Source organism: Mycobacterium sp. (assembly GCF_044370595.1).
GTDB lineage: Bacteria > Actinomycetota > Actinomycetes > Mycobacteriales > Mycobacteriaceae > Mycobacterium.
Genome location: NZ_JBILVF010000021.1, coordinates 26,545 through 39,039 on the forward strand (window position 1 = coordinate 26,545; position 12,495 = coordinate 39,039).

Sequence of the window (12,495 nt, forward strand, 5' to 3'; positions counted from 1 at the left end):
ACAGCGCCCATGATCGACGAGGCTCTGTTCGACGCCGAGGAGAAGATGGAAAAAGCGGTGTCCGTCGCGCGCGACGATCTGTCCTCCATCCGCACCGGGCGGGCCAACCCGGGCATGTTCGCCCGGGTCGTCGTGGATTACTACGGCACCCCGACGCCGATCACACAGATGTCGAGCATCAATGTCCCAGAGGCCCGGATGGTGGTGATCAAGCCCTACGAGGCTGCCCAGTTGCGGCCGATCGAGGACGCGATCCGTAACTCCGACCTCGGCGTGAACCCGACCAACGACGGCAACATCATCCGGGTGTCCATCCCGCAGCTGACCGAGGAGCGCCGCCGGGATCTGGTGAAACAAGCCAAAGCCAAGGGTGAGGACGCCAAGGTGTCGGTGCGCAACATCCGTCGCCGGGCGATGGAGGAGCTGCACCGCATCAAGAAGGACGGCGAGGCCGGCGAAGACGAGGTCGGCCGGGCGGAAAAGGACCTCGACAAGGCCACTGCGCAGTACGTTCACCAGATCGACGAACTGGTCAAGCACAAGGAAGGCGAACTGCTGGAGGTCTGAGGACCCGGCAGACACCCCCACCATGGCTGAGACCGACGCCCCACCGGCGAAGACCTCGCGTGCGGGCCGCAACCTGCCGGCCGCCATCGCAGTCAGTCTCCTGCTGGGCGGCATCGTCATCGCCACCCTGGTATTCGCCCCCCGCGGGTGGGTGGTGATCCTGTCGGTGGCGATGGCCGTGGCCACCCATGAAGTGGTCCGCCGACTCCGCGAGGGCGGCTACTCGATCCCGCTGATCCCACTGCTGGTGGGGGGTCAGGCGATGATCTGGCTGACGTGGCCGTTCGGCGCGGCCGGCGCGCTGGGAGCCTACGGCGGAACGGTCCTGGTCTGTCTGATCTGGCGGCTGCTGAGCCAGGGCCTGCAGAACCAGCCCGTCAACTACCTGCGCGACGTTGCCGTCACCATCTTCCTGGCCACCTGGATTCCGTTGTTCGCAGCGTTCGGCGCGCTGCTGGTCTACCCCGAGGACGGCTGGGCCCGGGTGTTCACCTTCATGCTCGTCGTGGCGTTCTCCGACATCGGCGGCTACGCCGCCGGCGTGCTGTTCGGCAAGCACCGGATGGTGCCGGCGATCAGCCCGAAGAAGTCCTGGGAGGGCCTGGCCGGCTCGCTGGTGTGCGGCACTGCCGTCGCCGTGCTGGCGGTGGTCTTCCTGATGCGCCAACCGTGGTGGGTGGGGGTACCCCTGGGCATCATGCTGGTGATCACCGCCACCCTAGGCGACCTGGTCGAATCACAGTTCAAACGGGATCTGGGCATCAAGGACATGGGAACACTGCTGCCCGGCCACGGTGGACTGATGGACCGCATCGACGGCGCGCTGCCTTCGGCGGTGGCGACCTGGATCGTGTTGTCGCTCCTTGCCTGATACTGGACCCGTGAAGCAGGAACTGGTCTTCGACGCACCGCTCCGAGGTCTACCGCCCCGCCACTTCGCCGACCTCGACGCCGCCGAACGGACCGCCGCGGTGGCCGAACTGGGCCTGTCGAAGTTCCGCGCCAAACAGTTGGCCGCGCAGTACTACGGACGGTTGGTCGTCGACCCGCAGCAGATGACCGACCTGCCGGGCGAGGTCCGAGACGTGGTGTCCAAAGCGCTGTTTCCGCCGCTGCTATCGGTGGTCCGGCAGGTCGAATGCGACGGCGGTGACACCCGAAAGACGTTGTGGCGCAGCCACCCAGGCAATCCCGGGGGAGCCACCTTCGAGTCGGTGATGATGCGCTACCCGAACCGCAACACGGTCTGCATCTCCTCACAGGCCGGCTGCGGGATGGCCTGCCCGTTCTGCGCCACCGGGCAGAGCGGGCTGACCCGCAACCTCAGCACCGCCGAGATCCTTGAGCAGGTGCGGGCCGCGGCGGCCACGCTGCGCGATGAGTTCAATGACCGGTTGTCCAACGTCGTCTTCATGGGGATGGGTGAGCCGTTGGCGAACTACTCCCGCGTGGTGGCTGCCGTGAGTCGCATCATCGCCGCCCCGCCGGACGGGTTCGGCATCTCGGCGCGCTCAGTGACGGTGTCCACGGTCGGACTGGCGCCAGCGATCCGCAAGTTGGCCGATGAGCGCCTCGGCGTGACACTGGCGCTGTCGCTACACACCCCCGATGACGAATTGCGCGACACTCTGGTGCCGGTGAACAACCGGTGGCCGGTTGCCGAAGTCCTCGACGCGGCGCGCTACTACGGACAGCTGACTGGCCGACGGGTCTCCATCGAGTACGCGCTGATCCGCGATGTCAACGACCAGCCCTGGCGCGCTGATCTACTGGGCAAGAAACTGCACCGCGCGCTCGGCCCGCTGGCGCACGTCAACCTTATTCCGCTCAACCCGACTCCGGGCAGCCAGTGGGATGCCAGCTCGAAGCCGGTCGAGCGGGAGTTCGTCCGGCGGGTGCGCACCCAAGGGGTGTCCTGCACGGTCCGGGACACCCGCGGGCGGGAGATCGCCGCGGCGTGCGGACAGCTGGCCGCAGAGGCTTAGCGCAGCAGTCCCTTTTTGCGCATGATGTAGTCGCGCACGATGACGAACACGATCCCGACCGCGAAGGCGATCAGCCACCAGTTCTCGATGTGGCCGACGTGGTTGCCGTGCATCATGCCCAGCAGGAACACGGCGATGAAGATGCCCAGGCCATACCAGGCGCCGTAGTGAATCTTGCTCCAGCCCCACTCCGCTGACGGTATGTCGGCGGGATCGACGTCCGAGTAACGCTCTACCTCGGTGTTGGCCATGGCCGCTCCTCCTTCGCAACTGCCGTCATTCTGGCACATCCCCCGACGGCAACGGTGGCGATCCTTCCGCCTCACCTGATCAGCCCGTAGCGCCGCAACGCCTCGGTGCGTTCGGCGGCGTGGTCCACTATCGGGTCGGGATAGTCGGCGGGCCGGCCGCCTTTGAGCCGGTGCGGGTCGGGGGCGTCAGCCAGTTCCGGGACCCACCGGCGCACGTAGTCACCGCCTGGATCGAATTTCTCGCCCTGCGCGGTGGGGTTGAACACCCGGAAGTACGGTGCCGCGTCGGTGCCGGTTCCGGCGCTCCACTGCCAGCCGTGCTGGTTGCTGGCGACGTCGGCGTCGACCAGTTGCTCCATGAACCAGCGTGCGCCCCATTGCCACGGCAGATGCAAGTCCTTGACCAGGAATGAGGCCACGATCATCCGCACCCGGTTGTGCATGAACCCGCTGTGCAGCAGTTGGCGCATCCCGGCGTCGACGATCGGGTAACCGGTGCGGCCCTGTTTCCACGCCTCGAACATGGCCAGTGCAGGCGGGCCGGTGTCGACCTCGATCGTGTCGAACGACGGGTTCCAGTTGCGCCAGGCACTGGCCGGCCACTGGTGCAGCACCGAGGCGTAGAAATCCCGGAACGCCAACTCCCGGAGGTACGCGCCGTCCCCCGACGTCGCGGGGTCGAGGTCGGCCGCCATGGTCCGGGGGTGAATCGTGCCGAATTTCAGGTGCGCCGACATCCTGCTGGTGCCCGGCTTGTCGGGTCGGTCGCGGTCACCGGCGTAGCCGTCCAACCCCGCCGCGCGGAATTCGGCCCACCGCTGCCGGGCCGCCGTTTCACCGGCTGGGAGTTCCAGTACCGCGCCCGGATGGGGGGCATCCACCCGGTCCGGCAGACCTCTCACAGCGGAGGGGGCGACCCACCTGACTCCCTCCGGCCCGGACTGGGCCGGACTGCGCCAACCCACTTCGCGCCAGCGCCGGAAAAAGGGGGTGAACACTTTGTACGGGCTGCCGTCGTCCTTGGTGACCCGGCCGGGTGAGACCAGGTAGGGCGAACCGGTGGCGACAACCGGGATTCCCTGGGCGGCAAGGCTTTCCCGCACCGCGGCGTCGCGGCGCACCCCGAACGGGCTGAAGTCTGCGGAGATGTGCACCGCGGTGGCGCCGGCCGTGGCGCAGATCTGCGGGATCAGTTCCTCCGGGCGGCCGCGGCTGATCAGCAACCGGCCGTCGAGTTCGGCGTCCAGTTCGCGCAGGCAGTCCCCGAGGAACTGCAGTCGGCGTGGGCCGGCGGCGGCCTCCAGACGGGGATCCAGGACGAAGCAGGCCAGCACATCGGAGCCGTCGGCGGCTTCCAGCAGGGTCGGCAGGTCGCGGAGGCGAAGGTCGCGGCGAAACCACAAGACGTTAGGCACGCCCCTATGCTGCCGGGCGGTGACTGCCCACGCCAGGCAGAAGAAGGGCCGACCGCGGCGGCGTGAAGGAGAAGCACGCCGCCGTGGCCGGCCCAGGAAGTGCCGCGCCTCGACGATTAGGCGGGAGGCAGCAGCACCGAGTCGATCAGGTAGATCGTGGCGTTGGTGGCCGTGATGCCACCGCACACGACGTTGGCGTTGTTGACCGTCAGGTGGTCACCGCTGCCGCCCACCGTGAGGTCGGCGCCGTTGACGGTCTTGTGGGTGCCCACGACCTGGTCCGGGCCGGCCTGTCCGGGCACCACGTGATAGGTCAGGATCGACGTCAGCAGGGCGGCGTCGGTCTTGAGCTTGTCAAGGGTGGCGGCGTCGATCTTGGCGAACGCGTCGTTGGTCGGGGCGAAGACGGTGAACTGACCGCCGTTGAGGGTGTCGACGAGATTCACCTGAGGGTTCAGTCCGCCAGACAGCGCAGCGGCCAGGGTGGTGAGCACCGGGCTGTTGGCCGCGGCGGTGGCCACCGGGACCTTGGCAAGTTCGCCGACCGAGCCGGGGCCGGTCGGCACCTGCTGGGCATAACCGGCGCAGCCGGGTCCGACCAGGTGCACATCGGCCGCGGCGACCGGGGCCATGATCAGCGCGAAGCTGGCGGCGGATGCCGCGGCCATAACGGCAGTTCTCTTAGTGTTCTTCATGATGTCCTTTCGATTGACGCGTCCCAAACGAGACGCGCTGTTGAAGAAGTCCGAGCAGGCTCCAAGGACGCGAAGCCGCCTGTGCGGGGTGGCACAGGCGGCTCCGCATCGGAACTGGTGGCCTGCGGCTACGGCGTCGCGGTCGTAGTCGGCGCGGCGCTGGTGGGCTGTGCCGGTGCCGCAGGCGGCATCAGCACAGTGTCGATGAGATACAGGGTGGCGTTGGCCGTCTTGATCCCGCCGCAGACAACACCGGCGTCATTGACCTTCAACGCGTCGCCGGTGCCAGTGACCTTCAGGGATTCACCCTGGACCGTCTTGTGGTCCCCGACGACCGCCGTCGGATTAGCCCCCGGACCGGAGACCACGTGGTAGGTGAGGACCGAAGTCAGCAGGTCCGCATCGGTCTTGAGCTTGTCGATCGTGGCAGCGTCGACCTTGGCGAAGGCCTCGTCGGTCGGGGCGAAAACGGTGAACTCACCGCTGTTGAGCGTCTCGACCAGGTTGACATTCGGATTGAGCTTGCCCGACAGCGCGCCGGCCAGGGTGGTCAGCACCGGGCTGTTGCCCGCGGCGGTTGCGACCGGGTCCTTGGCGAGGCCTTCCACCGAGCCGGGGCCGGTGGGCACCTCTTTGGCGTAGCCGGCGCAACCCGCGCCGACCAGTCCGGCGGGTGCCGCTGCTGCTGACGACATGGCCGAGGTGGCCGACGTCATTGCCGACGACGCCGCCGAGCCTGCTGACGAGGCCGCTGACGAGGCTGCCGAGCCTGCGGACGAGGCCGCCGAGGTGGCCGAGTCGACTGCTTCCTTGGTCGTCGAGCAGGCCGACAGGGTGAGTGCGGTGGCGGCAGCAAGACCTGCAGCAACGAGCACGGAACGATTGATGGTCATGTTTCTCCTTGTTCCCTCCGGTAACGCGGCCGAAGCGTATTCACGGCCACGCAGTGTGTTCGGTACCGGGTGACTGCCGGATGGGCGATTGTGACAGCGATCACAGAATCCACAAAAACGCCATTGGTCAGCCCTCAGGAGTCTACCCCGCTCTGCACGGCACAATGAACCGGTGAATTCCCGCGTGCGTGTGGTGGTCCTCGGTAGTACCGGCTCGATCGGCACCCAGGCGCTGGAAGTCATCGCGGCCAACCCCGACCGTTTCGAAGTCGTCGGGTTGGCGGCTGGCGGCGGTAATCCGGACCTGCTGGCGCGCCAGCGCGCCGAGACCGGGGTCAGCCGCGTCGCAGTGACCGACCCTAGAGCCGCCGAGCGCGTCGGCGAAGTCGCCTACACCGGCCCTGATGCCGCGACCCGACTGGTGTACGACGCCGCCGAACACAGCGGCGTCGACGTGGTGCTCAACGCGCTGGTCGGCGCGCTGGGTCTGGAGCCCACCCTGGCCGCCCTGTCCACCGGTGCCCGGCTGGCCCTGGCCAATAAGGAGTCTTTGGTAGCGGGCGGCCCGCTGGTGCTCAAAGCCGCCCGCCCGGGTCAGATCGTGCCGGTGGACTCCGAGCATTCGGCGCTGGCCCAGTGCCTGCGGTCCGGCACCGCCGAGGAGGTGGCGCGGTTGGTGCTGACCGCCTCGGGCGGCCCCTTCCGCGGATGGACGGCCGAGGAGTTGAGGTCGGTGACTCCGCAGCAGGCCGGGGCCCACCCGACCTGGAATATGGGCCCGATGAACACGCTGAACTCGGCGTCGCTGGTCAACAAAGGACTGGAGTTGATCGAGACACACCTGTTGTTCGGCATTCCCTACGACCGCATCGACGTGGTGGTGCACCCGCAGTCGATCGTGCACTCGATGGCGACCTTCGTCGACGGCTCGACCATCGCCCAGGCCAGCCCGCCGGATATGAAGCTGCCGATCTCGCTGGCGCTGGGCTGGCCGGCGCGGGTGCCCGGCGCCGCCGTGGCCTGCGATTTCAGCACCGCTTCCAGCTGGGAGTTCGAGCCTGTCGACGCGGCGGTGTTCCCCGCCGTCGACCTGGCCCGGCAGGCCGGCGAGGCCGGCGGGTGTCTGACCGCGGTGTACAACGCGGCCAATGAGGAGGCGGCAGAGGCCTTCCTGGCCGGGCGTATCCGGTTCCCGGCGATCGTGGGAACAATCGCTGACGTGCTGGGCGCCGCCGATCAGTGGACCGCGCAACCGGCTACCGTAGAGGACGTACTCGACGCCCAGCGATGGGCCCGGCAACGTGCCCGCGACGCCATTGACGTCGCCGCACAGGAGGTCGCTTCGAACCGATGATGTTCGCGCTCGGAATCGTGCTGTTCGCGCTCGCCATCCTGGTGTCGGTGGCGTTGCACGAATGCGGCCACATGTGGGTGGCCCGGGCCACCGGGATGAAGGTGCGCCGCTACTTCGTCGGCTTCGGCCCGACGCTGTGGTCCACCCGGCGGCCCAACAAGCTCGGCTCCACCGAGTACGGCATCAAAGCGGTCCCGCTGGGTGGGTTTTGCGATATCGCCGGGATGACCGCCGTCGAGGAATTGCCCCCCGAAGACCGGCCGTATGCGATGTATAAGCAGAAGACCTGGAAGCGGGTGGCGGTGCTGTTCGCCGGCCCGGCGATGAACTTCCTGATCGGCCTGGTGCTGATCTACGGGATCGCCGTGGTGTGGGGCCTGCCCAATCTGCGTCCGCCGACCACCGCGATGGTGGGCGAAACCAGCTGTGTCAAGGCCGAAGTCATCCGGGGCGAACTCGGCGACTGCCAGGGGTCCGGGCCGGCCGCGGCCGCGGGCATCAAGTCCGGCGACGTCGTGGTCAAGGTGGGCTCCACTGAGGTGAGCACCTTCGCCGAGATGGTGGCCGCGGTGCAGAAGGCCAGCGGGCCAACGCCGTTCGTGATCGAGCGCACCGTCGACGGCACGACCAGCACCGTGGACGCCGTCGTCGACGTCGCCACCACCAAGCGATGGGTGCCCCCGGCCGGCGGTGGCGAATCCACCGGACCCTCCAACGTAGGGGCCATCGGCATCACCGCAGCGCAGTTCGGTCCCACCCAGCACAACCCGCTCTCAGCGGTTCCGGCGACCGTTGCCTTCACCGGCGACCTGGCGGTGGAGATCGGCAAGTCGCTGGCGAAAATCCCTTCTAAGATCGGCGCGCTGGTGCACGCCATCGGCGGCGGCGAGCGCGATCCGGAGACTCCGATCAGCGTCGTCGGCGCCAGCATCATCGGCGGCGACACCGTCGACGCCGGGCTGTGGGTGGCCTTCTGGTTCTTCCTCGCCCAGCTCAACTTCGTGCTCGGCGCCATCAACCTGGTGCCGCTGCTTCCGTTCGACGGCGGCCACATCGCGGTGGCGCTCTACGAGAAGCTGCGCAATATGGTTCGCGCGGCGCGCGGACTCGTGCCGGCCGGACCGGTGGACTACGGGAAGCTGATGCCGGCCACCTACGTGATCCTCGTCGTTGTGGTCGGCTACATGGCACTCACCGTCACCGCGGACCTGGTAAACCCAATCCGCCTGTTCCAGTAGGAGATTCGCTGATGTCTGTTGGCTTGGGAATGCCGCCCGCCCCGCCCCCGGTGCTCGCGCCGCGGCGCAAGACCCGCCAGATCAAGCTGCGCGACGTTGGAGTGGGCAGTGACTATCCGATCTCGGTTCAGTCGATGTGTACCACCAAGACCCACGACATCAATTCGACCCTGCAGCAGATCGCCGAACTGACCACCTCGGGGTGCGACATCGTCCGGGTCGCCTGCCCGCGCCAGGAGGATGCCGACGCACTGGCTGTCATCGCCAAGAAGAGCCAGATCCCGGTGGTAGCCGACATCCACTTCCAGCCTAAGTACATCTTCGCCGCCATCGATGCCGGATGCGCCGGGGTGCGGGTGAACCCCGGCAATATCAAGGAGTTCGACGGCCGGGTGGCTGAAGTGGCCAAAGCGGCCGGGGCGGCGGGGATTCCGATCCGCATCGGCGTAAACGCCGGATCCCTGGACAAGCGTTTCATGGAGAAGTACGGCAAAGCCACCCCGGAGGCGTTGGTTGAATCCGCGCTCTGGGAGGCCTCGCTGTTCGAAGACCACGGCTTCGGCGACATCAAGATCAGTGTCAAGCACAACGACCCCGTCATCATGGTGGCCGCCTACCGCCTGCTGGCCGAAAAGTGCGACTACCCCCTGCATCTGGGTGTGACTGAGGCCGGTCCGGCGTTCCAGGGGACCATCAAGTCGGCGGTTGCGTTCGGCGCGCTGCTCTCCGAGGGCATCGGCGACACCATCCGGGTGTCGCTGTCGGCGCCGCCGGTCGAGGAAGTCAAGGTCGGCAACCAGATCCTGGAGTCGCTGAACCTGCGTCCCCGCGGACTGGAGATCGTGTCCTGTCCGTCGTGCGGGCGGGCTCAGGTCGACGTCTACACCCTGGCCAATGAAGTCACCGCGGGTCTGGAGGGCCTCGACGTGCCGCTGCGGGTGGCGGTGATGGGCTGCGTGGTCAACGGTCCGGGGGAGGCGCGGGAAGCCGACCTCGGGGTGGCATCGGGCAACGGCAAGGGCCAGATCTTCGTCAGGGGCGAGGTGATCAAAACCGTGCCTGAGGCCCAGATCGTCGAAACGCTCATCGAGGAGGCGCTTCGGCTGGCCGCCGAGATGAAAGTCGATGAACACGGCACGGATGCGGCTTCGGGTGGATCGCCGGTCGTGACCGTAAGCTGATGAGTTAACCCACCCACGGGCCCGCATCCGCAGAAGGATCCCTCATGTCGGCTCCGTCACTGTTCCACCCGGTCGACGGGCGCCGAGTGTCGGTGACCCGCGACTCCGGTGCGGTATCCCGGGTACTGGCCGCGGATCCCGTCAGCTCCTGCATGGTGGCGGCGCGGGTCAGCGATCACGGGGTGGACCCGATCGCCATCGGGGGCGAGTTGTGGACACGGCAACGGGTGCAGGACGCGCTGTGTTACGCCGGTGCCAATCTCATTCCGCTGCGCGGCGCGCCGGCCGATCTGCGGGCGTTCGCCGAGCAGGCGCTGAGCACCCCGCGGCGGTGCTCCTCGGTAGTCGGCCGGGCCGAACTGGTCATGCCGATGTGGGGTTGGCTGGAGCGGGGCTGGGGGCCGGCCCGCGACGTCCGGGACCGTCAGCCGTTGATGGCGCTGGCATCGCGACCACGGTCGGTCATCGACCGGGGGGTGCGTCGGGTCCGGGTCGACGAGTTGGACGCCTACCTCGTCGCCGCGGTCGACATGTTCATCGGCGAAGTCGGTGTCGACCCGCGGGCCGGCGACGGCGGTCGCGGTTACCGCCGCCGGGTGGCCAATCTCATCGCCGCCGGGCGGGCCTTCGCCCGCTTCGAACACGGCCGGGTGGTGTTCAAGGCAGAGATCGGCTCGCAGTCCCCGATGGTCGGGCAGATCCAGGGTGTGTGGGTTCATCCGGAGTCGCGCGGCCGCGGGCTCGGGACGGCCGGAACCGCCGCGGTGGCGGCCGCGGTGGTCCAGACCGGCCGGACCGCCAGCCTGTACGTCAACAGCTACAACACCGTCGCCCGGGCCGCCTACGCCCGGGTGGGTTTCCGCGAGGTGGGCACCTTCGCCACCGTGCTGCTCGACTGACCCGCTCCCCAACCCTCGACCTCCTCTGCGCGCCTGCGGGCAATCCGGGTCTCAGGCTCATAACATCAGCCTCAATGGCCACATTGGTATCAAGAGTCACAGGATTCACTGTCGCCGCGGCGGTGGTGGTCTCCGGGGTGCTGTCGGGATGCACGCCCCGACAGGCAGGCCCGGCACCGGCCGCTGCGCAATTCCTCGCTGATCTCGGCCGCGGCGACACCGGCGGGGCGGCGGCGCGCAGTGATCGGCCCACCGAGGCCCATGCGGCGCTCAACGAGGCCTGGTCGCGGCTGCAGGCCACCAAGCTGGACGCCACCATCCTGGGGTCGCGGTTCACCGAGGACACCGGCAGCGTGAACTACCGCTTCACCTGGGAACTCCCCAAGAACCGAACCTGGACCTACGACGGCGTGCTCAACATGATCCGCGATGAGGGCGCCTGGCGGGTGCGCTGGACAGCCAGCGCCCTGCACCCGCGCCTGGGGGAGAACCAGACCCTTGAACTGCGGGCCGACCCGCCACGGCGGGCGACGGTCAACGAGTTGGGCGGCTCCGAGGTTCTGGTCCCGGGCAGCCTGTACCGCTACCAACTCGACGCCACCCGGGCCGCCGGCAATCTGATGTCCACCGCGCGGGTCGTCGTTGACGTCCTGCGGCAGTTCGACAACACCCTCAACCCGCAACGGCTCGCCGAGCAGGCCAGCGCATTGCCCGGTCCGCTGGACTTGATCACGCTGCGACCCTCCGACCACGACAAGGTGGCGGGTGTGCTCGACGCCCTGCCGGGTGTCGTGGTCACCCCGCAGGCCGAAATGCTCCCCACCGACCGTGATTTCGCACCCGCTGTCGTCAACGAGGTCAAGAAAGCCGTCATCGACGAGTTGGACGGCGAGCCCGGCTGGCGGGTGGTCAGCGTCAACCAGAACAGCGCCGATGTCGACGTGCTCACCGAGGTTGCGCCCAAGCCCGCGCCGTCGGTGTCACTGACTCTGGACCGGCTGGTGCAAAACGCCGCTCAGCACGCGGTCGACGCGGCGTGGCGCAAGGCCATGCTGGTGGTCATCAAGCCCTCCACCGGTGAGATCCTCGCGGTCGCCCAGAACGCGGCCGCCGACGCCGACGGACCGGCTGCGACCACCGGCCTGTACCCACCCGGATCGACGTTCAAGATCGTCACCGCCGGGGCGGCGATGTCGGCCGGTATGGCCACCCCCAACAGCCTGGTGGGCTGCCCCGGCCAAATCGAGATCGGGCACCGCGTCATCCCGAACTACAACAAGTTCGACCTCGGGACGGTGCCGCTCGCCCGGGCCTTCGCCGACTCCTGCAACACCACCTTCGCCGAGTTGGCCAGCCGGATGACGCCGACGTCGCTCACGGTGGCCGCCGCGCAGTACGGGATCGGCCCGGACTACACCATCGAGGGTCTGACCACCGTCACCGGCACGGTGCCGCCGACGGTGGACCTCGCTGAGATGACCGAAGACGGGTTCGGCCAGGGCCGGGTGCTGGTCACCCCCTTCGGGATGGCGCTGGCGGCGGCCACGGTGGCGGCCGGAAGAACGCCGACGCCGTTCCTGATCGCCGGGCGGCCCACCGTTGAGACCGGCGCGCATCCGCCGGCCGAACCGGCCGTCCTCGACGGGCTGCGTTCGATGATGCGACAGGTTGTGACCAACGGCACAGCCAAGGAGATCAACGGACTCGGCGAGGTCTACGGCAAGACCGGAGAGGCCGAGTTCCAGGGCGGATCACACGCCTGGTTCACCGGGTATCGCGGGGATCTGGCCTTTGCCGGCCTCATCGTCGGCGGCGGCAGTTCCTCCTATGCGGTACGGATGGTCCGGCAGATGCTGGAGGAACTCCCGCCGGACTTCCTGGCCTAGTGAGTTAGCCGGCGACGATCTCCGTGCCGCGGACGGTGACCGGGCGAGCTGTCAGCGGTCGGGTCGCCGGACCTCGGGCCACTGCACCGTCGAAGTCGAATTTGCTTCCGTGGCAGGGGCATTCGATTCCC

13 protein-coding genes are annotated in these 12,495 nt (G+C 68.1%); 8 read left to right on the top strand and 5 right to left on the bottom strand.

Annotated features, from left to right (window positions below):
* Positions 1–9: 9 nt before the first annotated feature.
* The 3 genes from frr to rlmN are packed head-to-tail and all read left to right on the top strand — an operon-like array spanning position 10 to position 2,552.
* Entirely contained in the window at positions 10–567 is a 558-nt protein-coding gene (gene frr, locus ADBZ5N_RS05175) for a ribosome recycling factor (protein WP_526256412.1), read from the top strand.
* Between the two features lie 22 nt (positions 568–589).
* Positions 590–1,438: a phosphatidate cytidylyltransferase gene (locus ADBZ5N_RS05180; RefSeq protein ID WP_526256413.1), complete on the top strand. Its 849-nt coding sequence runs from the start codon at positions 590–592 to the stop codon at positions 1,436–1,438.
* 10 nt (positions 1,439–1,448) lie between these two features.
* Positions 1,449–2,552, top strand: a complete 1,104-nt coding sequence (gene rlmN, locus ADBZ5N_RS05185) for a dual-specificity RNA methyltransferase RlmN (protein WP_526256414.1) — start codon at positions 1,449–1,451, stop codon at positions 2,550–2,552.
* On the opposite strand, the gene ADBZ5N_RS05190 is transcribed toward rlmN, so the two are convergent.
* From ADBZ5N_RS05190 to ADBZ5N_RS05205, 4 genes are all read right to left on the bottom strand, one after another.
* Positions 2,549–2,803 (bottom strand): DUF2631 domain-containing protein, encoded by a 255-nt coding sequence (locus ADBZ5N_RS05190; protein WP_526256415.1) that lies wholly within the window; start codon positions 2,801–2,803, stop codon positions 2,549–2,551. The two genes, rlmN and ADBZ5N_RS05190, sit on opposite strands and share 4 nt — an antisense overlap.
* 71 nt (positions 2,804–2,874) lie before the next feature.
* On the bottom strand, positions 2,875–4,218 hold the full coding sequence (locus ADBZ5N_RS05195) for a cryptochrome/photolyase family protein (protein WP_526256416.1): 1,344 nt from the start codon (positions 4,216–4,218) through the stop codon (positions 2,875–2,877).
* Positions 4,219–4,334: 116 nt separating this feature from the next.
* Positions 4,335–4,850, bottom strand: coding sequence for a fasciclin domain-containing protein (locus ADBZ5N_RS05200; RefSeq protein ID WP_526256426.1), 516 nt, complete (start codon positions 4,848–4,850; stop codon positions 4,335–4,337).
* 191 nt (positions 4,851–5,041) lie between these two features.
* The gene (locus tag ADBZ5N_RS05205; protein WP_526256417.1) at positions 5,042–5,806 is read right to left on the bottom strand and encodes a fasciclin domain-containing protein; all 765 of its coding nucleotides are present in this window, start codon (positions 5,804–5,806) and stop codon (positions 5,042–5,044) included.
* A gap of 172 nt (positions 5,807–5,978) precedes the next feature.
* Between ADBZ5N_RS05205 and dxr the strand changes: the two genes are divergently transcribed.
* From dxr to ADBZ5N_RS05230, 5 genes are all read left to right on the top strand, one after another.
* A complete protein-coding gene (gene dxr, locus ADBZ5N_RS05210) occupies positions 5,979–7,160 on the top strand; it encodes a 1-deoxy-D-xylulose-5-phosphate reductoisomerase (RefSeq protein ID WP_526256418.1) in 1,182 nt (393 codons plus the stop codon).
* On the top strand, positions 7,157–8,398 hold the full coding sequence (locus tag ADBZ5N_RS05215) for a M50 family metallopeptidase (protein ID WP_526256419.1): 1,242 nt from the start codon (positions 7,157–7,159) through the stop codon (positions 8,396–8,398). The genes dxr and ADBZ5N_RS05215 overlap by 4 nt, the downstream gene beginning before the upstream one ends.
* Positions 8,399–8,409: 11 nt before the next feature.
* Positions 8,410–9,579, top strand: coding sequence for a flavodoxin-dependent (E)-4-hydroxy-3-methylbut-2-enyl-diphosphate synthase (ispG, locus tag ADBZ5N_RS05220; RefSeq protein ID WP_526256420.1), 1,170 nt, complete (start codon positions 8,410–8,412; stop codon positions 9,577–9,579).
* Positions 9,580–9,623: 44 nt separating this feature from the next.
* Positions 9,624–10,478: a GNAT family N-acetyltransferase gene (locus tag ADBZ5N_RS05225; protein ID WP_526256421.1), complete on the top strand. Its 855-nt coding sequence runs from the start codon at positions 9,624–9,626 to the stop codon at positions 10,476–10,478.
* A gap of 74 nt (positions 10,479–10,552) precedes the next feature.
* Entirely contained in the window at positions 10,553–12,364 is a 1,812-nt protein-coding gene (locus ADBZ5N_RS05230) for a penicillin-binding transpeptidase domain-containing protein (protein ID WP_526256422.1), read from the top strand.
* A 4-nt stretch (positions 12,365–12,368) separates the two neighbouring features.
* Here ADBZ5N_RS05230 and ADBZ5N_RS05235 read toward each other — a convergent pair whose 3' ends face one another.
* A complete protein-coding gene (locus ADBZ5N_RS05235; protein WP_526256427.1) occupies positions 12,369–12,491 on the bottom strand; it encodes a QcrA and Rieske domain-containing protein in 123 nt (40 codons plus the stop codon).
* Positions 12,492–12,495 lie beyond the last annotated feature (4 nt).